Source organism: Corallococcus sp. AB030 (assembly GCF_003668965.1).
GTDB lineage: Bacteria > Myxococcota > Myxococcia > Myxococcales > Myxococcaceae > Corallococcus > Corallococcus exiguus.
Window position 1 is genome coordinate 11,513 of sequence record NZ_RAWQ01000017.1, and the last position, 20,176, is coordinate 31,688.

The 20,176-nt window shown below is 70.0% G+C and carries 10 protein-coding genes; 3 read left to right on the forward strand and 7 right to left on the reverse strand.

Features of this window, described 5'->3' with window-relative positions; translation table 11 throughout:
* Position 1 precedes the first annotated feature (1 nt).
* Positions 2-2,758, reverse strand: a complete 2,757-nt coding sequence (locus D7Y15_RS06550) for a CHAT domain-containing protein (protein ID WP_121752016.1) — start codon at positions 2,756-2,758, stop codon at positions 2-4.
* Between the two features lie 553 nt (positions 2,759-3,311).
* Here D7Y15_RS06550 and D7Y15_RS06555 point away from each other — a divergent pair.
* Together D7Y15_RS06555 and D7Y15_RS06560 are read left to right on the forward strand one after the other, a co-directional pair.
* On the forward strand, positions 3,312-4,337 hold the full coding sequence (locus D7Y15_RS06555) for a polysaccharide lyase (RefSeq protein WP_199745890.1): 1,026 nt from the start codon (positions 3,312-3,314) through the stop codon (positions 4,335-4,337).
* Between the two features lie 191 nt (positions 4,338-4,528).
* Positions 4,529-6,061, forward strand: a complete 1,533-nt coding sequence (locus tag D7Y15_RS06560) for a S1 family peptidase (protein ID WP_121752018.1) — start codon at positions 4,529-4,531, stop codon at positions 6,059-6,061.
* An 86-nt stretch (positions 6,062-6,147) separates the two neighbouring features.
* Here D7Y15_RS06560 and D7Y15_RS06565 read toward each other — a convergent pair whose 3' ends face one another.
* From D7Y15_RS06565 to D7Y15_RS06580, 4 genes are all read right to left on the reverse strand, one after another.
* Positions 6,148-7,698, reverse strand: a complete 1,551-nt coding sequence (locus tag D7Y15_RS06565) for a DHA2 family efflux MFS transporter permease subunit (RefSeq protein ID WP_233597269.1) — start codon at positions 7,696-7,698, stop codon at positions 6,148-6,150.
* 6 nt (positions 7,699-7,704) lie between these two features.
* Positions 7,705-8,988 carry an HlyD family secretion protein gene (locus D7Y15_RS06570; protein WP_120579336.1) on the reverse strand — a complete coding sequence of 428 codons (1,284 nt, stop codon included), beginning with the start codon at positions 8,986-8,988 and terminating at the stop codon, positions 7,705-7,707.
* 45 nt (positions 8,989-9,033) lie between these two features.
* Complete coding sequence (locus D7Y15_RS06575; protein WP_120581716.1) at positions 9,034-9,540, reverse strand: MarR family winged helix-turn-helix transcriptional regulator; 507 nt, start codon at positions 9,538-9,540, stop codon at positions 9,034-9,036.
* 130 nt (positions 9,541-9,670) lie between these two features.
* The gene (locus D7Y15_RS06580; protein WP_121752019.1) at positions 9,671-10,783 is read right to left on the reverse strand and encodes a glycerophosphodiester phosphodiesterase family protein; all 1,113 of its coding nucleotides are present in this window, start codon (positions 10,781-10,783) and stop codon (positions 9,671-9,673) included.
* A gap of 41 nt (positions 10,784-10,824) precedes the next feature.
* Between D7Y15_RS06580 and D7Y15_RS06585 the strand changes: the two genes are divergently transcribed.
* Positions 10,825-11,058, forward strand: coding sequence for a hypothetical protein (locus D7Y15_RS06585; protein ID WP_120579186.1), 234 nt, complete (start codon positions 10,825-10,827; stop codon positions 11,056-11,058).
* On the opposite strand, the gene D7Y15_RS06590 is transcribed toward D7Y15_RS06585, so the two are convergent.
* Positions 11,059-11,508, reverse strand: a complete 450-nt coding sequence (locus D7Y15_RS06590) for a nuclear transport factor 2 family protein (RefSeq protein ID WP_121752020.1) — start codon at positions 11,506-11,508, stop codon at positions 11,059-11,061.
* Positions 11,489-20,128 (reverse strand): non-ribosomal peptide synthetase/type I polyketide synthase, encoded by an 8,640-nt coding sequence (locus D7Y15_RS06595; protein WP_121752021.1) that lies wholly within the window; start codon positions 20,126-20,128, stop codon positions 11,489-11,491. The genes D7Y15_RS06590 and D7Y15_RS06595 overlap by 20 nt, the downstream gene beginning before the upstream one ends.
* Positions 20,129-20,176 lie beyond the last annotated feature (48 nt).

The window sequence follows — 20,176 nt, forward strand, 5'->3', positions numbered from 1 at the left end:
CTCAGTCCGCCCGCTCCACCAAGAGGACGGAGCGCGTCCAGACGGCTCGGGCATCGCGCGCGAGCCACGCCTGGCGCTCGTCGCGCAGCGCGACGGCCGCGGGCTTGCCAGCATGGATGCTCCGGCGCACCCCGTCGAAGAAACGGCCCGCGGCGTCCGGGATGTCCACCGTGGAGGCCAGCACCGCGCGGGCCCCGGAGTCGATGAAGGCCGCGGGCAGGCTGAAGGGCTCCGTGCTCTGGAGGGACGCGGTGCGGCCCGCGCTGCACGCGGCCAGGAACACGGTGGGCGCGCCGGTGAGCCGCTGCTCGCGCACGACGTCCGCGGTGAGCGCGTAGCGGCCATTCACCTCCGGTGACAGCACCACCAGCGACGCGCCGGAGATGCTGGGGTCGGTGATGCCGTGCGCGTGGATTTCAATCTCCGTGGCATCCGCCATCCGCGCCAGCACGCGAGAGGGCGTGGCGTCCGCGCCGGACAGCACGTCCGGCGGCGCGTCGCCGGGCTCCGCTTCCGGCGTCCACGAGGGGAGCCGGGGCAACTGCAGGAGCGACGGCGCCTCCACGCCAGCCACGACCAGACGGCGCGTGGCGGTGGGCGTCCGCGCGGGACGCGGCCCCTGCGTGCGGCCCAGGCGGAAGCTCCAGGCCATCTCCGGCGGCAGCAGGTCCGTGCGGCCGAAGAGGGGCGTCCACGCGAACACGTCCACGTGTTCGCAGCCGACGAGCGTCTGGCGCAGGGCGTCCGGGACCAGCCGGGACGAATCCACCCGGGCCAGGGACTCCCGGCGCGAACCGTCGTAGGAGCCCTTCACCTCGCCCTTGGGCCCCAGCGCCACCAGGGTGGTGCGCTCGGCGTGGATGCTGGCCGCCAGCGCGCACCGCGCGGGCACGGGCGTGCCCAGCTGCGCGGCCATCAGCGCCACCACCTTGGGGAACTCACCGGCGCGACCCGCGTCCGCCGCGAGCGACGAATAGCTGAGCGCCCAGGTCTCACGCCCCAGTACGTCCCCGCGGGGCAGGGCCTCCGCGTCCACGATGGCCTGCTTCAGCAGCGCCTCGCCCCGGGCCCGGTCCTGGTCCAGGAGGAAGCGGCCTTCCAGATAGTGCGTGTAGATGCGGTCGCTCTCCGGGACGGAGGAGCCCGCCAGGGCCCGCGTGGTGACCGTCTTCAGCCACTCCGCGTCGCGGGGGCCGGAGCCGAAGCGGGACAGCTCCGCGACCGTCGCGCCGAACACCAGCTCCATGGAGTTGTCCGCGCAGGCCTCCGCCGCTTCCAGTTCGCGCCGCGCGGAGTCCGGCCGCAGGTCCAGGTAGTACAGGTGCGCCAGCTGCACGTGGGGCCAGGAGCAGCTGCGGGTGGTGCCTCGCGCGGCCCACTCCTCCAGGTACGCGCGAGCGCTGCCCAGGTCGTTGCGGGAGCGCGTCACGTGGCTGAGGATCTCCAGGACGGTGAACTCCATCTCCCACTCGCGCAGCTGCCGGGCGCCCGCCCACAGCACGCGCGCGTGCTGCTCCGCCTCCGTGAGGCGCTGCTGGTCCGTGTAGAAGATGGTCAGCCGGCGCTCCAGGTCCAGGCAGCGCACCGACAGCGTCGTCTCACGGCAGCGCTGGAGCGCGTTGAAGAACCGCTGCTCGGCCTTCCACCACGCCCCTTCCGCGATCTCCTGGCGCGCCTGGTCCCGCTCCGCGATGTACGTGAACCAGGGGTCGCCCATGCGGCCGACGCGCGCGACCATGTCCTGCAGGCCGGTCAGGTCGCCATTGCGGCTGCGCAGGAGCGCGCCCAGGTAGATGTCCTCGTCGCCGGACAGGCGCGCCCGGTTCAGCAGCGCCTCCGGGACGGCCTGGCCCGAGCGCAGCGTCTCCGCGTACTGGCGCGCCAGGTCCGCCCGGCGGGAGAAGTCGCGCTTCGCCACGCGCTGCACGTAGTCCGTGAGCACGCTGCCGCCCTGCACCCGGTCCAGCTCCTTCGCCAGGGGCAGCAGCGCCAGCGCGCGCTCCTTCGACGCCGCGGTGCGCACGGCGTCATAGAAGACGCCGCGCACCGCGCCCGGAAGCTGCCGGGCCGCGTCCATGGGCAGCGGCGCCTTCGGGTCCTCCACCAGGGCCAGGGCCGCGTCGCGCGCGGCCTTCCACTGGCGCTGGCGCTCCAGCGTGGCCTCGCGCAGCGACAGCGCCTGGGCGTGGGCTTCACGTCCCCAGCCCTGCTCGTTGCGCTTCGCCACCTCTTCGAACAGCTCCGACGCGCGCAGCGTCAGCCCCATCTCCCGGAACACCAGCGCGCGGTTCCACAGGGCCTGCGTCAGGCCGGGCTTCGCGGTGAGCGCCGCGTCCAGCAGCCGCAGCGCGCGCTCATGGTCACCCCGGGCGAGCGCCACCGCCGCCAGGTCGCTGTCGCGCTCCGGCGAGGCCGGCAGGCGCTCCAGGAAGGAGGCCGCCTGGTTCCACTCGCCCTCCAGGGCATATGCCGCCGCGATGCCGCCCCAGTCCTCCCGGGACTCCATGCGGGCGAGCGGGCCCAGGGGCATCGGCTCGGCGGGCACCGGGCAGCCGCCCGCGGGCGCGCGCGAGCGGTAGCGGTCCGCTTCCGGGTGCGTGAGGCGGGCCTCGATGCGGGCCGCCGCCCGGCGATCCGTCCAGAAGGTGTCAGGAAGGGACTGCGGCTGCGCCCGGGGCTTCAGGGCCGCGACGCCGGCAGCCAGGAAAGGGATGGCCAGTGCCAGCGCCCAGAGACTCGTCTTCGCCGGCTTCACCATGCGGTCCCCCCGGGCATCTCCCCCCTGCCGCCCCGTCGGGCCGTTCTACACCAACCTCCGACGAACGCCGACCTGGCCCCGTCCCCTGCCTTCAGGCGTCCCATGACGCGGGGGGCAGCAAGGCGGTGGGAGAACAGGCGCATCGGATGTTTTGGGTGACACACGCACCAATAGACGGGCTGCTCGGCCGATCTTGAAAAAAGGCCCCACTTCCCACGTCAGGCGCGAGAGGGAGACAGGGCGCCGGGCCGTCCGGTTGTTGGGGGGATGACGCCCGGGGGCTCGGCTGCACGGCTGCTCTCGAAGGATGGTTTGAGCGCCCGCATCCACCTGGAATCACGCGCTTCGGCATGCCTGGGGAAGTGACGGGCGGCAGGGCCCTGTCTGGCTCAGACCCCACCAGGCGTCCCGGCGAGCGCGCGTGCGGCAGGGGGTTGGCAGGCGAGAGGAGGCGGGAAGGCTTTTTTCCCGCCGCGTGTCCTCGTGGCCCAACCCGGACCGAAAGGACCCCTGTTTGAAGCGACTCCTTCAGCTCGTTGCCGCGGCCTCCCTGATGCCTGCCCTGTCTTTCGCTGGCGTCATCTGGAAGGGCGACTTCGAGACCGGCAACACGTCCCAGTGGACGCGCCAGCAGGCCGTTGCCAACAGCCGCTTGCAGGTCGTAACGGATGTGGTGCGTGACGGCAGGTACGCCCTCAAGGCCACGGTGAAGCAAGGCGATGATCCCATCAACGCCAGCGGCAACCGCAACGAACTGCTGTACCTGACCCACGAGACGCAGGGGAAGGAGTACTACTACAAGTGGAGCACGCTCTTTCCCTCGAACTACCCGGTGCATGACTCGTGGCAGGTCATCACCCAGTGGCACCAGGAGAGCTGCTGTGGCTCGCCGCCGCTGGAGTTCTTCGTGCGCGGGGACAAGATCAACCTGCGCGTGGGCGGCAACACCACCCCCGTGCTGTGGCAGACCTCCATCGACAAGGGCAACTGGCACGACTTCGTGCTGCACGTGAAGTGGTCTTCGGACAAGAAGGCCGGCTTCGTGGAGCTGTGGCACAACGGCGAGCACGTGCTGCCGAAGACCTACGGCGCCAACCAGTTCGGCAAGGAGCTGAACTACCTGAAGATGGGCCTGTACCGCGACGCCGCCATCAAGCCCGAAGGGGCCATCTTCCACGACGGCTTCACCATGGCGACGACGCTCGAGGACGTGATGCCGCCCGCGCCCGCGCCCGCGCCGGTGGAGGAGGAGCCCGCGCCCGCGCCCACGCCCGTGCCGGATGATACGACCATCCCCGCGGAGGATCCGACCCCGGTGACGGAGACGCCGGTGACGCAGACGCCGCAGCTGCCCACCACCCAGCTGCCCACCGTGGGCGGGCAGACCCCCACCCCCACGCCGGTGTCCAACAACCCCAATGGCCTGCCGGACTCGTCCGAGGGCGTGGCGGGGGGCTGCAGCGCGTCCGGCACGTCCGGCACCCTGCCCTTCGCCGGTGCCCTGCTGATGCTGGGCGCCATCGCGCTGCGTCGCCGCCGGGCCCCCGCCCGCGCGGTGGCCCGTCGCGCCAGGCGCTGACTTCCGCTCGATACCGAAGCAAGTCCCCAGGCCCGGTGCGTCTCATGACGCACCGGGCCTTCTTGTTTTCTGTGACTTTCTTCGACCACACAAAAATGTCGGAGAATTTAAGTAATTCTTGAATTGTTTGACCTTCGCGGCTCAGTCGGGTTTCGCTTCGGGTTCCCCCGCAGCACGAAAGGCAGGACCCGATGAAGCGGACCTCCGGTCTGTTCTCCACCGCGACGGCGCTGTTCGCTGGCGCCACGTTGAGCGTCATTCCCTCGATGGCGATGGCCGCGCCTTCCCAGGCGGAAGCGGCGCTGGCGCATGACGTGTCGCCCGACCTGCTCTCCGCGATGCAGCGGGACCTGGGCCTGACGGCGGACGGCGCGAAGCAGCGGCTGGCGTCGGAGGCGGCGGCGGTGCGCGTGGAGGGTTCGCTGCGCGCGGCGCTGGGCGAGCGCTTTGGCGGCGCGTGGATGAACGCGGACGGCAGCGCGCTGGTGGTGGGCGTGACGACGGACGCGGACGCGGACGCGGTGCGCCGCGCGGGGGCGGTACCCCAGAAGGTGAAGTACACGCAGGCGGAGCTGGACGCGGTGAAGGCGCAGCTGGACCGCGACAGCCAGATGGCGGGCCGCGCCGTGCACGCCTGGTACGTGGACGTGATGACGAACAGCGTGGTGGTGCTGACGCAGGACTCCGCGCTGACGGGCGGCACGGACTTCGTCGCGAAGGCGGGCGTGAAGCACGCCGCGGTGCGGACGGTGTCGTCGCGCGAGGAGTTCAAGCCGGTGTACGACCTGCGCGGCGGTGACGCGTACTACCCGGGGAACTCGCGCTGCTCCATCGGCTTCCCGGTGGCGGGCGGCTTCGTGACGGCGGGCCACTGCGGCGGGGCGGGCACGACCACCAGCGGCAGCGGCGTGGCGCAGGGCACGGTGGTGGCGGCCAGCTGGCCCGGCAACGACTACGCCTGGGTGCGCACCAACGGCTCGTGGGTGTCGCAGCCGTGGGTGAACAACTACGCGGGCGCCAACGTGCTGGTGCAGGGCTCGCAGGAGGCGGGCGTCAACGCGTCCGTGTGTCGCTCGGGCTCCACCACCGGCTGGCGCTGCGGCGTCATCACGGGGAAGAACGTCACGGTGAACTACTCCGCGGGCCCGGTGTACGGCCTCACGGCGTCCAGCGCGTGCGCGGAGGGCGGTGACTCCGGCGGTTCGTGGCTGTCCGGCAACCAGGCGCAGGGCGTGACGTCCGGCGCTGGCGGCAACTGCACCTCCGGCGGCAACACCGTCTTCCAGCCGCTCATCCCCATCCTGAACGCCTACGGCCTGTCGCTCACCACGTCCGGCAGCGGCGGCTCCGGCGGGCCCATCATCGGCCTGGCGAACAAGTGCATCGACGTGCCGAACTCCAACACCAACGACGGCACCCGCCTGCAGCTGTGGGACTGCAACGGCACCAACGCGCAGAAGTGGTCCTTCATGTCGGACGGCACCGTGCGCGCCTTCGGCAAGTGCATGGACGTGGCCTGGGGCTCCAGCGCCAACGGCACGGCCATCCAGCTGGTGAGCTGCAACGGCAACCCCGCGCAGCAGTTCATCCTCTCCGGCGCCGGTGACCTGGTGAACCCCCAGGCCAACAAGTGCGTGGACGTGTCGGGCGGCAACTCCGCCAGCGGCACCCCGCTGCAGCTCTGGGAGTGCAACGGCACCAGCGCGCAGAAGTGGCGCCGGTAGTCGTCTCCGGTAGCGCCTGAAACGAAGAAGCGCGGGCCCCAGTGCATCGGGGACCCGCGCTTTGTCGTTTCAGCGACCGCGCTTCTTCAGTGCGCGCCTTCCACCTTCACCTTGGGGTCCGCCTTCTGGAGCATGAACACCAGGATGATGGCGCAGACGAACAGCGCGGCGAGGATGAGGAAGTTCGTGTTGAAGGCCCGCACCAGCGCCTGCGCGCTGATGCGCTGACTCAACAGGCCGTAGGCGGCGCCCGTGGGATTCAGCACGCCCCTGGCTGCCATGGCGCCGGTCATCGAGGCGACCTGCTCCTGGGCCACCTGCCCGTAGACGTCCACGTGCGAGGTGATGGCGGTGACGTTGGCCTGGGTGGAGCGGCTGAGCGCGCTGCTCATCCACGCGGTGCCGATGGAGCCGCCCAGCTCGCGGGTGAGGTTGAAGAGGCCCGCCGCGTTGCCTCGCTGCTCCGGTCGCAGGTTGCTGAGCGCCATCACCGACAGCGGCACGAAGATGAAGCCCAGCGAGCAGGCGCGGATGAACACCGGGGTGATGAGGGTGATTTCATCCACGCGCGTGGCCAGGTGGCCGTTGGTCCACAGGGACAGGCTCATGCCCAGGATGCCGAAGCCAATCAGGAAGCGGCCGTCCACCTTGCCGCCGAACTTGCCGATGAGCGGCATCAGCAGGATTTGAATGGCGCTGCCCTTGAGGAAGATGAGCCCGATGTCCAACGCCTCGTAACGCATCACGGAGCCGCAGAAGAGGCTGAAGAGGAACGAGCCGGAGAACAGCGCCGTGCCCACCAGGAAGTTCACCCCCGTGGCCGCGGAGTAACTGCGGTTGCCGAACACGCGCAGGTCCACCACGGGACTGGGTGTCTCCAGTTCGTGGACGACGAAGGTGATGAGCGCGATGCCCGCGATGACCGCCAGCAGCGTGATCAGCCGGCTGTCGAACCAGTCCTCGCGGTTGCCCTCCTCCAGCACGTACTGGAGGCAGGCCATGCCCACGGCGAGCAGCGCGATGCCGTTGCGGTCCACCTTCTCCGTGGACGCTTCGAAGTGGGGCTGTTCGATGGAGCGCCACGCCATGTACGCGGCGAAGAGGCCCACCGGCACGTTGATGAGGAAGATCCAGTGCCAGCTGGCCGCTTCAATGAGGAGCCCGCCCACGGTGGGCCCCAGCAGCGGGCCCGTCACTGCGCCCAGGCCGAAGAGGGCGCCCGCCATGCCGTGCTCCTCGCGCGGGTAGCGGGCGAAGAGGATGGCCTGGGACGTGGGGATGATGGCGCCGCCGCCCATGCCCTGGAGGATGCGGAAGGCCACCAGCGAGGTCAGGTTCCACGACAGGCCGCACAGCACGCTGGCCACCGTGAAGAGGATGATGGAGAACGTGAAGTACTTCCGGTAGCCAAAGCGGCGCTGGAGCCAGCCCGTCATCGGGATGACCACCACGTTGGCCATCATGTAGCCGGTGGACACCCAGGCGATCTGATCCAACGGCGTGCCGAAGCTCGCGCGGATGTCGCTCAGGGCCACGTTGACGATGGAGATGTCCAGCACGGACATCAGCGCCGCGGCCATGGCCGCGATGGTGATGCCCGCCTTGGAGCCGGTGATGACGTCTCGGCGAGCGTCCACGGTGGGTTACTCCGCCTTCCGGGTATCCACCGCCGCGGACTTCTGGGGCTCCGGCTTCGCGCCGGTGTCCACGGTGACGTAGGCGCTCATGCCCGGCTTGATGGGCAGTTCCTTCAGGTCGCCGTCGAAGCGGATGAGCACGGGGATGCGCTGCACGACCTTCACGAAGTTGCCGGACGCGTTGTCCGGCGGCAGCAGGGCGAAGCGCGCGCCGCTGGCGCCCGCGAGGCTGTCCACGTGGCCCTTGAACGCGTGGCCGCCGAACGCGTCCACCTTCAGCTCCACCGGCTGGCCCGCGCGCATCTCACCGACCTGGTCCTCCTTGAAGTTGGCCACGACCCAGATGTCGTTCTGCGGAACGACGGCCATCAGCGGGCGCTCCGGGCCCACCATCTGCCCCACCTCCACGGTGCGGCGGCTGACCACGCCGTCCACCGGGGCGCGCACCTGCGCGTAGGACACGGCGAGCTCCGAGAGCGTCAGCGCGGCGCGGGTCTGCTTGAGGCGCGCCTCGGCGAGCTTCAGCGCGGCCTGCGCGGCCTGCATCTGCACGGGCGCCGTCTCCGCGGCGGAGAGCTTGCCCTGCGCGGCCTCCAGGCCACCGGAGGAGCTCTGGATGCCGGCCTCGGTGGAGGTCAGCCGCGCGCGGGACTGGTCCAGGGCGGCCTTGGCCGTGTCATACGCGGCCTGCCGGGTGTCCAGGTCCGACTGGGACAGCGCGCCCTGCTCGCGCAGCTGCTTCACGCGGCCCAGGTCCGTCTCCGCCAGCTTGAAGCGCGCTTCGGAAGAAGCCACGTCCGCGCGGGACTGCTCCAACGCGGCCTTGGAGGAGCTGATGCCGCTGGAGGCCTGGGTGACGCCGGCGCGGGCCTGGCGCAGGTTGGCGCCCGCGTTGGCCTCCGTGAGGGTGAGCTGGGCCTGGGCGTTGGACAGCTGGGCCTCCGCGCTCATCACGTCCGCGCGAGCGACCTCCAGGCGCGCATCCAGGTCCGCGTGGTCCAGCTCCACCACCACGTCACCGGCCTTCACCGTCTGGTTGTCATGCACCAGCACGCGGGCCACCTGACCGGCCACGCGCGGCGACACGTTGGCGATGCGGCCCTCCACCTGGGCGTCGTCGGTGGACTCGTGACCGTGGGTGAGCAGGAAGCGCGCGCCACCGCCCAGCACCGCCACGCCCACGAGGATGGGCAGCACCTGCCTGGCGCGGGAGCGCTTCGCGGGCTGCGCGACGGCGGGGGCATCGGTGGAGGGAGCGGCTTCCAGTGAAGGGGCGGTACGGGTCGTCATGGTTGTTGCTCGGTACAGCGTTGAAGAAGGGGTGTGGGAAGGGGCTCAGGGGTCCCGCAGGGCGGGGATGCCGGTGGACACCTTGGCGAGCAGGGCGCGAAGCGTGTCCCGCTCATCCATGCTCAAGGGAGCCATGAGCGCGGCGATGCGGCGGTAGTGGTCGGGCATCATCCCCTGGATGAATTCGCGCCCCTTCGAGGTGAGGTGCACGGAGTACATGCGCCGGTCCTCGGGGTGATCCGTGCGGGAGATGAAGCCGTCCTTCTCCAGCGTGTCCAGGAGGCCGGTGATGGTCGCGCGGCTGCAGCTCGACAGCTCCGCGAGGTCCGCGGGGCGCAGGGTGTCCCCCGCGTCCTCCGCCGCGAACAACTGCACCAGCACGACGAAGCGTCCGTGAGACACGCCGTGCCGTGCGAAGTGCGCCTCGTAGGCCCCGGTCAGTTCATTGGAGAGACGCAGCATCGTCAGACACGTCTCGATGGCGCTGGGGTCGAGCGAGGGGAAGCGCTGAGCCATCTGCTTCAGCCGCTCGTACCGGGGCACGAGCTTCATCGGCGTGGCGGTTTTCGGGCGGGTAGGGACCAAGACGAGGCGTCTAGTAAGGCCCCTAACGATTTTGCGCAAGTTGATTTCGTCGCCTGACTAAATCCTTGATTTCCCGGTCGGGGAGTGGACCGTCTGGCTACTCGACCGCCTCCACATCCGCGGCGGTGGGGCGCGTCCTCAGGAGGACGGCGGTGCGCAGCTCCGGGTGTCGCTCCTGCACGGAGCGCACGGCGCGCAGGTCGAAGGACTGCACGTCCGACCTCTGGACGAGCCCAGCTTCATGGATGAGCCGGGCGACCGCGTCGCCATGGGCTGGAGCAATGTCTGTCTTCTCTGTTGTCCGTTTGAGTTCCACATTGAAGCGCACACGGCGGGCGTTCCGGGCGCGGAGCGGGTCGCGGGCTTCATGGGCGGCGTCCGCCTGGTCCGTCGCGAAGGCGAACACCTGGCTCAGGGTGGGGACTGTGTAGGGGTCCGGGAGTCCGGTGCGGTCGGCGAACGCGACGGCCTCCGGAGAGAGCGCGCGGTCGTTCTTCTGGTCCGGACGGTCCTCCAGGAGCTGGTCGCAGACGAAGCGGGCCTGGAGCTCCGCGACGGTGAGGGTCGCGATGGAAACAGGAGCGGTCAGCGGGCTTCCATCCGCGTGGCGGCACTTCGTGGGGAACAGGTTCAGGTCGTGGGAGACCACGACGACGCCGTCGGCGGTGAGGACGGTGTCCAGCTCCAGCGTGGGCATCCCGTGGTCGAGCGCGGCCTCGAAGGAGGGCAGCGTGTTCTCCGGCCGCAGGTTCCGCGCGCCCCGGTGGCCCTGCGCATCGAAGCGCTTCGGGTCGATGAGCCCGTCCGCGTCCAGCAGGTCCCCAGGGGTGCCGTCGCCGTTGGCGTCGAAGTCGCGCACCGCCTGCATCAGGAGGTCCGGCTGGTCGGTGATGATGCCGTCCACGCCGCGCTGGAGCAGGGCCTGCATCGTGGGCAGGTCGTTCACGGTCCAGACGACGACCGGGTGACCGGCGGCGTGGAGGCGCTCCAGGTCGATGCCGCCTCCGGGCTGGAGCAGCTCCGCGGAGGGCGAGCACACCGGAGCGAGCGTCCGTGCGTGCGCTCGCAAGGTGTCCATGAGGCGCAGCGTGGGGTCGTCCGCGGGTGGGCGGGAGGACGGGCCGGGCCTCGTGCATGCGCAGGCGAGGAACGCCAGGAGCACCACGGAGGCGCGGCGGGAGAAGCGCGGGTCGGATGAGGTCGTGCGCATGGGCTGCCTTCCTTCCGGGTGTCAGTTAGGAAGATGTGGCCATGGATGTGAAGGATGCCACCGTGCAGGCGGCGCTGCTTCAAGCTTGTGACGACGCGGGGCTGCCCCAGTCCCTACGGGGCTGTGTGTATCCATTGCTGAGGGATCCGGAGGGCGACTGGGCTCCCTGCTGCGGCGGGGGCTGCATGCCATGCACGTCCACGCTGGCGGACGTGGCGCTGCGCACGCTGGAGCTGCTGGGCACGCCGCGACGCTCGCCGCTGCCTCCGGGGTAATCAGCGGCGCTTGTGGTCCACCAGCACCTCCGTGCGCGGAAGCGACCAGTGCATCTGGACCATCCGCCACTCGACGCCCCGGCGTTCGAAGGCGCAAGCCACGCGGATGCCCTCGAAGGTGACGGGCCTGCCGCCCGCGACCAGGGCGATGTCCATCGCGGGCACCGTGAGGCAGGCCATCGTGGAGGGCGGTGCGCCCCCGTGCCAGAGCTGCTCCGAGCGCAGCGTCACACGGATGTCGCGCAGGCTCCCGAACTGGGTGCGGAAGGAGTGCTCCACCTGCGCCCAGCCGATGAAGTGGAGGTTGGAGTGCGTGCCCACGACCACGATGTCGTCGTCGTGCCAGAACAGCTCGGACAGGGCCTCCAGGCTGCCCCGCTCGTAGGCCTCCACGAACGCGGTGAAGCGCCGTGAGAGTTCCATCTTCCATTCATCCCGCGTCGAGGTCATCGCGCTCCCCTCCCCTTCCCGCTGTCAGCTGCTCACGGATGAGCCGCGCCACCTCCGCCACGTGGGGTTCCTCCATGACGGTGAAGTGATTGCCGCGCACGTCGTGGGACTGGAACGAAGCGGTCGTCAGCGCCTTCCACCAGGCCGCCGCGTGCGAGTCCAGCACCGCATCCCGCTCCGTGGCCCGCAGGTACACGAGCGGCACCGCGTGGCGTCCCGGCGCGTACGCGGCGATGGCCTCGTTGGTGGCGAGCACCACGTCGCGCAGCCGAGTGTCGAGCTCCATCGCCGTCCGCAGCCCGTCCGCCGCGCGCGGGGAGATCTCCTGGAACGCGTCGATGAGCCGGAGCACGTCTCCCACGCTCCGGATGTTCAGCCTGTGCGAGTCGTCCACCGTCACCGTGTCGATCTGGATGACCCCCGCCACGGAGTGGCCCCGCTTCAGCAGCTCGACCGCCATCTCGTAGGCGATGACGCCGCCCGAGGAGTGGCCGCCCAGCCAGAAGGGGCCCTGGGGCTGGAAGGTCAGCAGTTCGTCCACGTACGCGCGGGCCATCGCGGACACGTCGCGGTAGAGCACCTCACCGGGCTCCAGCCCCGATGCGCGGAACGCGTGGACCGGCGTGTCCGCGCCCAGCTGCTTCGCCAGCGGCAGGTACGTGTAGACGGTGCCCCCAATGGGCTGCACCAGGAAGAGCGGCGTGCGTCCGCGCCGTCCCTCCTGGAGTTCCATCCGGAGCGGTGCCGCCTTGGTGAGTGGCCGCCCCGTACGCTCCAGCTCGTCCTGGACCGCTCGCACCCATGCGCCCAGCGTCGGGTGTTCCAGCACCGCATGCAGTGACAGGCTCACCGACAGCCGCGTCTTGAGTTCGCGGTTGAGCTGCACGACCAGGAGCGACGTGCCGCCCAGCTCGAAGAAGTGGCTGTCCGGCGTCAGCGTGTCCACGCCGAGCAGCTCCTTCCAGAGTGCTTCCATGGAGGCGTGGACCTCTTCACGGCTGAGCGGCCGAGGCTCGTTCGTGACTTCAGGCCGAGGCAGCCGTGGCGTCTTCTCCGCCAGCGAGTACCGCTTGCGCTCGAAGGGATACGTCGGCAGCACGACGCGCCTGCGCGGTCCGCTGCCGCGCACCATGCCCCAGTCCACGGAGAAGCCCGCGGACCAGAGCTGTCCCACGGCATGGAGCAGGGCCTGTTCATCACTCTCCGGTGGATGACGCCGTCCCGTAGACACTCCGAGCGTGTGCAACACGAGCCGCTCCCGCCCTACCCGGTGGTTCAACAGCGTCAACGCTGAGAGCGTCTGTCCCGGTCCCACCTCCACGAACAACCGCTCGCGGTCCTCCAGCAGCAGCTCCAGCCCCGAGGAGAACCGGACCGTGTGCCTCAGGTGACGGGCCCAGTACGTGCGGTCGTGCGCGTCGTCCGCGGTCAGCCAGGTGCCCGTGACGTTGGAGATGAGGGGAATCGCCGGGGACTTCGGGCGCATCGACCTGGCCAGGTCCGTGAGCGGTTGCATCGCGGGCTCCACGAGCGCGGAGTGGAACCCGCTCGCGTTCGGCAACCGCTTCGTCCTCACGCCCCGCTCCCGCAGCCGCGCCACGAAGTCCTCCAACACCTCCAACGCGCCGGACACCACACACTGCCCGGGTCCGTTGACCGCGGCCAGGGACAGTCCAGGTGGCAGCGCCTGCGTGAGCACGCCTTCCGACAGGGGCACGGCCAGCATGCCGGACGGTGGCAGTGCATCGCAGAGGCGGCCGCGCAGCGCGACCAGCGACACGGCCTGCTCCAGCGACAGGACGCCGGAGAGACACGCGGCGGCGTATTCCCCAAGGCTGTGGCCCAGGAGGCTCGTCGGGTGGAGACCCCAGGCACCCAGCAGCCGCGACAGCGCGTACTCCGTCGTGAAGATGGCGGCCATGCCCAGCGAGGGTGCTCGCAGTGCTTTCTCCGCCTTTGCTCCGCGCTCGTCGGTGAGCAGCACGGCACGAAGGTCGCGCTCCATCTCCGGACCGAAGAGGGCGGCGCATGCATCGAAGGCCTCGCGATACGCCGGAGCGCGCCGGTACCACGCCGCACCCATGCCCGCCTCCTGGGTGCCCGTCCCCGGGAACAGGAAGCACACTTCAGGATACGGGGACGAAGCGGGCTTCACGGGCTCGTCCCGCCGGAGCTTCGCGATGGCCTCCGTGGGTGTCTCGCACGCGATGGCGCGCCGGTATCCGAACGCCGTCCGTCCCTCCTGCAACGTGTACGCGACGTCCGCCAGGGGCTGCTCCGGATGCCGTTCCAGATGATCCGCGAGCCGCCGCGAAGCCGCGTTCAATGAATCCCCGCTCCGCGCCGAGAGCACCAGCACTTCCGCCGCCGACGTGCTCACGTCGACGGTGGGCGCGGGGCGTGCCTCTTCGAGGACGACGTGCGCATTCGTTCCTCCAATGCCAAACGCGCTGACGCCCGCGAGACGTGGGAAACCCTCAGGCAGGGACCACGGCCGCCCTTCGCGACTCACGACGAAGGGCGAACGCTCCAGGCCCGCTTCCGGATGGGGCTGCTCGAAGTGGACGGTGCCCGGGAGGAAGCGGTGCTCCAGGGCCAGCGTCGTCTTGATCAACCCCGCCACCCCGGCCGCCGAGTCCAGGTGCCCCACGTTGCTCTTGAGCGCCCCCAGGACCACCGCGGGCTCCGACGCCTCACGGGCTCCGAAGGCGAGCCGCAGCGCCTGGACCTCCAGCGGGTCGCCCAGTGGCGTCGCCGTGCCGTGGGCTTCGACGTAGGTGATGTCACGAGCGGCAACGCCCGCGTCGGCGTGTGCTCGCGTGATGACGTCGCGCTGGCCCTCCACGCTCGGGGCGGTGAAGCCGACCTTGGCGTTTCCGTCGTTGTTGATGGCCGAGCCCCGGATGACGGCATGGATGGAGTCTCCATCCCGAAGCGCATCCTCCAGGCGCTTGAGCACCACGATGCCCACGCCGCTGGAGGGCACCGTCCCCTGCCCCTTCGCGTCGAAGGGACGGCAGTGTCCATCCGGAGAGGTGATGCCACCTGCCTCATGGAGGTAACCGGACGGACCGGACGCGAAGAGGGAGATGCCTCCCGCCAGGGCCACATCGGATTCGCCCGCGCGCAGGCTCTGGCAGGCCAGGTGCACGGCCACCAGTGACGTGGAGCAAGCGGTCTGCACCGTGAGCGCGGGCCCACGCAGGCCCAGTTGATACGCCGTCGCCGTGGCGAGGAACTGCCATGGATTGCCCAGGATGGACCGGTACGCCTCCGCGGCCACGGACAGCGAACGGAAGCGCGGCATCACCTGATCCAACCAGTAGCGCGGCACTCCCGAGCCCGCGAACAGCCCCGCCTTGCCGGGCAGCCGCTTCGGGTCGTAGCCCGCCGCTTCGAGTGCCTCCCATGCGCACTCCAGGAACATGCGGAGCTGCGGATCCATCAGCCGCGCGTCCAGGGGGCTGTAGCCGAAGAAGGCTGCGTCGAAGAACTCGACGTCCTCCAGCAGCCCGGAGGCACGGACATAGGAAGGGTCGTCCAGGAGCTGAGGATCCTCGCCCGCATCGAGCAGCGTCTCCCGGCTGAAGCGGGACAAGCCCTCACGGCCCTCCACCAGCAACGTCCACAGCGCTTCGACGCTGGGTGCTCCCGGGAACCGCCCGGCCGTACCGATGATGGCGATGGGGCCAGGGGAACGCGCGAGGGTTCGCGAGGGCTCCGGCGTCACCGGTCGCACGTGCGAGTCCGCGTCCAGGTGCCGCGCGAGGGATTCAAGGGTCGGGAACTGGAACAGCGTGGCCATGCTCACGCGGATGCCCAGCTCCGACGCCAGCGCGGACTGGACCCGAGTGAGCAGCAGCGAGTTCCCACCCGCGTCGAAGAACCCCTCCTGCCTGCCGACGCGTTCCACGCCGAGAATCCGGCACCAGATGCGCTCCAATGCCTTCTCACGCTCCGTGGACGCGGGCGCTTCGGGAGCAGCCTGGGCATTGACGGAAGGCAATGGCAGCGCGCCGCGGTCGAGCTTCCCCGTGGGCCCCATCGGGAACGCATCCAGCAGCACCCACTCCCGGGGAACCATGTGTGGGGGAAGTGTTTCGCCCAGCGATTCCTTGAACGAAGGCGTCACAGCGGCATCCCGGGGGATGACGTAGCCCACCAGGTGCCGCTCTCCCGCGAGCAGCCGCGGTTCGACCACGGCGTCCCGGACATCGGGGTGCTTGCGCAGCGCAGCCTCGATCTCGCCCAGCTCGATGCGGAAGCCGCGCAGCTTGAGCTGGCGGTCGGAGCGCCCGTGGAAGTCGATGCCGCCGTCCGGGCGATGACTGGCGATGTCTCCGCTCTTGTAGAGGCGCGCGCCCGGTTCGGAGCTGAAGGGATGCGGGATGAACCGCTCCGCGTCGAGTTCGGGGCGGTGCAGGTAGCCGTGCGCCAGCCCCTTGCCTCCGATGTAGAGCGCGCCGCGCACGCCCACCGGGACCGGCATCAGGGTTTCATCCAGCAGGTAGACCTCGTAACCGGAGAGGGGTGTCCCGATGGGGTACGGGCCCTCGCCGGCCATGCACTCCACGGTCGTCGTGAAGACCGTGGCCTCGGTGGGCCCGTAGACCTGGATGAACCGGCGGCCCGGAGCCCACGTGTCCACGAGCCGCGCGGGAAGCTCCTCGCCTCCAATCGCGAGCGTCTTCAGGTCCGGAAGCGCCCGCCACGCCATGGAGCCCAGCGCAGACGGCGTGAACATCGCGGTGTGGATGCGCTGGGTCTCCAGGAAGTCCGCCAGCTCCTCACCGGCGGCCACGTCCTCCTGGGCCATGAGGTACAGCGTGGCGCCGGAGGAGAGCGTCGGGAAGATCTCCGCGACGGAGAAGTCGAAGCCATACCGCGCGCACTGCGCCACGCGCTGTCCCGGTGCGAAGCCGAAGTCCCAGGCCACGGTCTCCGTCAGGTGCGCCGCGCTCCGGTGGCTGATGCACACGCCCTTGGGCTGCCCCGTCGAGCCGGAGGTGTAGATGACATACGCGAGGTCATCCCCGGTGACGTGGACCCGTGGCGTGTCCTCCGGACCGCCGCGCACCTGCTCCAGCGCGACCACCGGGACGCCCACACCGTCCATGAGCGCGAGCGTCGTCTCCTGCGCGAGGATGAGCCTCAGCCCCGCGTCCCGCACCGTGAACTCCAGCCGTGCCCTGGGATAGGCGGGGTCCAGCGGCACGTAGGCCGCGCCCGACTTCAATGTCGCCAGCAGGGCGATGATCAGCTCGAAGGAACGCTGGACACAGATGCCCACGAAGTCTCCAGGCCGGACGCCCTGGGAGATGAGGTGATGGGCCAGCCGGTTCGCTTCCGCGTTCAGCGTCCGGTAGCTCAGGGACCGTCCCTGGAAGACGAGGGCCGGCGCGTCTGGCGTGCGCACCACCTGTGCTTCGAACAGGGGGTGCAGACAGTCCGCGTGCGACACGTCGCGCACGGGTCCATGAGCCCAGGCGAGCACCTGTGATTGCTCCGCCTCCGAGAGCAGCGGCAACGCCAAGACCCGTTGCTCCGGGTCCTGTGTTGCCTCGCGCAGCAGCGTCACGAAGTGCTGACCCAGCTGGTGGATCATCCAGGGCTCGAAGACGTCCAGCGCGTACTCCCACCGCACGGACATGCCGTCGGGCCGCTCATCCAGCTCGATGGAGAGGTCGAGCTTCGACGTCCCTGTGTCGACGTCGTGGGGCTCCACCCTCCAGTCCGACGCCGGCACCGCGATGCGCGGCTCCAGCGTGCAGCACACCTGGAACAACGGGTTGGCGCCAGGGATGCGCGCCGGGTTCACCGCCTCCACGATGCGCACGAGCGGCGCGTCCTGATGTTCGAGCGCCTCCAGGCAGACGCGACGCACCTGTGCCAACAGGCCTCGTACGGTCAGCCCTTCGGAGAATCGCAGCCGCAGCGGCAGCAGGTTCACGAAGTGCCCGGAGATGGCCCGCGACTCCGCGCGGCTCCGCCCGGAGAAGGCACCGCCGACGATGAGGTCCTCCGCCCCCGAGTAGCGGTGCAGCAGCGCGCCGAACACGGACAGCATCGTCATGAAGAGCGAGGAGTCCTCTCCACGTCCCAGCGCCTTCACGGACTCCAGCAGGTCTCCGGGGATTCGCACGACGTGCTTGGCCCCGCGGAAGCTCGGGACCTGGGGGCGGGGATGCTGCATGGGGAGTTCCAGGTGCGGAGCCCCCGCGAGCGTCTGCTTCCACCAGTCCAGGTGCGATGCGATGGCCTCTTGGTAGCGGCCCCCCTGCTGCCAGACAGCGGCGTCGCCGTACTGGAGCGGCAGTGGCGGCAGCGAAGGTGCCTCCGCCAGGTAGAACCCGTGCAGTTCCTGGAGGAACGCCGCCATCGTGAAGCCATCCACGATGAGGTGGTGCATCACCAGGGCGAGGCGGCTCTCCGTCGCGCTCAATCGCATCCACGTCGCACGCAGCAGCGGCCCGTGCTCCAGGTCGAAGGACTCACGCGCCTCCTGGGTGGCCAACTGCAATGCCTTCGCGCTCCGCAGGCTTCCGGGCACAGCGTGCAGGTCCACACGTCGCAGGTGGAACTGCATGTCCGGATGCACGCGCTGGAACGGACCGTCCGGAGTGGAGCCGAAGGTCGTCCGCAGCACTTCATGCCGGGCGATGAGTGACCGGAACGCGCGCTCCAGCGCTTCGGGCTGGAGGTCACCGGGCAGATACAGCGTGAAGGGCTCGTTGTAGACGGCGCTCCGGGGTGCCAGCTGCTCCAGGAGCCACAGTTGCCGCTGGGAATCAGACAGGGGCAGGGGCTGTGTCCGGTCCACCGGGACGATGGGGGGTACATCGATGCTTCGCATCGTTCCCCGCGCCGCTTCCACCGACCGCGCCAGCTCCGCGATGTTCGGACTGTCGAAGAGCGTCCGCACGGGCAGACGGACCGACACCGCCTGCTCCAGCCGCTCAATGAAACGGATCGCGAGCAGCGAGTCCCCGCCTGACTCCATGAAGCGGTCCTGCGTTCCCGCCTGCTGCGTCCCCAGGACCTCCGACCAGACGCGAGCAATCTCCTGCTCCAGCAGCGTGCGCGGTGTCTCCCCCTCCCCCGAACCAAAGCGCGGCACTGGAAGCCGCGAGGGGTCCACCTTGCCGCTGGCGTTGAGCGGCATGTGCTCCAGCGCCATGACCGCATGGGGAAGCATGAAGTCCGGCAGCTTCGTCCCCAGATACGCGCGCAGCTCCGCGTCCTCCACCCCGCGCGGTGAGACATACGCGACGAGCCGCTTGTCGCCCGGGGAGACCTCGTGCACTCGGACCACGGCGTCACCGACTCGCGGGTGGGTGCGCAGGACGCTCTCGATCTCCGCCAGCTCGACTCGCGCGCCGCGAATCTTCACCTGGTGGTCCACCCGCCCCAGGAACTCCAGGTTGCCATCCTGGAGCCACCGCGCCCGGTCTCCCGTCCGGTACATCCGCGCCCCGGGCACGTCGCTGAACGGATCCGGCAGGAACCGCTCGCCGGTGAGGACGGGGCGGTTCAGGTAGCCCCGCGCGAGCCCCTCTCCGCCCAGGTACAGCTCCCCCACTTCGCCCACGGACAGCGGCTTCCCCGCGTCGTCCAGGACATGCAACTGGAGCCGAGCGAGCGGTCTGCCGATGGGAATGGACACGCCCGGCTCCGGAGGCGCGAGGAGCTCATACGCCGTCGCGGAGGTGGTGCACTCCGTGGGGCCATAGCTGTTGAGCAGCCGCTGGGGCTTTCCCTTCGCCATGACTCGCGCCACCCACTTGGGGTCCAGCACGTCGCCGCCCACCATCAGGACACGGAGCCCGCCGAACGCATCCGGGATGGCGGCGGCCAGTTGATGGAACAGCGACGTGCTCAGCACCGCGGCGGAGATGGCATCCCGCTGGAGCTTCGCCGCGAGGAGCGGAGGCGACAGCAGGGTATCCCGTGAAACCAGACACAGCGTCGCGCCGTTCAGCAGCGCGCCCCAGACCTCCAGCGTCGAGGCATCGAAGGCATACGAAGCGGCCTGGAGGACTCGGTCCTCGCGCCGGAAGCCCATGAAGCCTTCGTCCAGCACCAGCCGCGCCACGCCCCGGTGCGGGATGCACACACCCTTGGGCCTGCCCGTGGAGCCGGACGTGTAGAGCACATACGCCAGCGAGTCCGGCCCCGCTCCGCTCTTCACGTTCACGGCATCCTGCGCCTCCAGAGGTTCATCCGAAGAGGGAGGCTCGACGGCGTGCCCCTGGAAGCGCAGCCCCTGGACCGCCTCACGCCGTCCGACGAGGACCCGCACCCCGGAGTCCGCCACCATCGCGGCGAGCCGCTCCGGAGGATGACTCGGGTCCAGGGGGAGATAGGCGCCTCCTGCCTTCAGGATGCCCAGCAATCCCACCACTGTTTCCGGTGTGCGCTCGGCGAGGATGCCCACGGGCTGGTCGAGCCCCACACCGAGCGCCTGGAGCCGCCGCGCCAGCCGGTTCGCGCGCCGGTTGAGCGTGTCATAGCGGAGCACACCGCCGTCAGAATGCAGCGCCACGGCCTCGGGTGTGTTTCGTGCGTGCGCTTCAAAAAGCGTGGCGATGCCCAGACGCGGGTGCGCGGAGATGGAATTCATGATGAGTCATTGCCCCCCACTTTCTCAACGCACTGCCCCGGGAACCTT

What these genes read in the sequence shown, in the direction of transcription:
- D7Y15_RS06550 (WP_121752016.1), bottom strand. Translation starts at nt 2,758, where the DNA reads ATGGTGAAGCCGGCGAAGACGAGTCTCTGGGCGCTGGCACTGGCCATC.
- D7Y15_RS06555 (WP_199745890.1), top strand. Translation starts at nt 3,312, where the DNA reads ATGCCTGCCCTGTCTTTCGCTGGCGTCATCTGGAAGGGCGACTTCGAG.
- D7Y15_RS06560 (WP_121752018.1), top strand. Translation starts at nt 4,529, where the DNA reads ATGAAGCGGACCTCCGGTCTGTTCTCCACCGCGACGGCGCTGTTCGCT.
- D7Y15_RS06570 (WP_120579336.1), bottom strand. Translation starts at nt 8,988, where the DNA reads ATGACGACCCGTACCGCCCCTTCACTGGAAGCCGCTCCCTCCACCGAT.
- D7Y15_RS06575 (WP_120581716.1), bottom strand. Translation starts at nt 9,540, where the DNA reads ATGAAGCTCGTGCCCCGGTACGAGCGGCTGAAGCAGATGGCTCAGCGC.
- D7Y15_RS06580 (WP_121752019.1), bottom strand. Translation starts at nt 10,783, where the DNA reads ATGCGCACGACCTCATCCGACCCGCGCTTCTCCCGCCGCGCCTCCGTG.
- D7Y15_RS06585 (WP_120579186.1), top strand. Translation starts at nt 10,825, where the DNA reads ATGGATGTGAAGGATGCCACCGTGCAGGCGGCGCTGCTTCAAGCTTGT.
- D7Y15_RS06590 (WP_121752020.1), bottom strand. Translation starts at nt 11,508, where the DNA reads ATGACCTCGACGCGGGATGAATGGAAGATGGAACTCTCACGGCGCTTC.
- D7Y15_RS06595 (WP_121752021.1), bottom strand. Translation starts at nt 20,128, where the DNA reads ATGAATTCCATCTCCGCGCACCCGCGTCTGGGCATCGCCACGCTTTTT.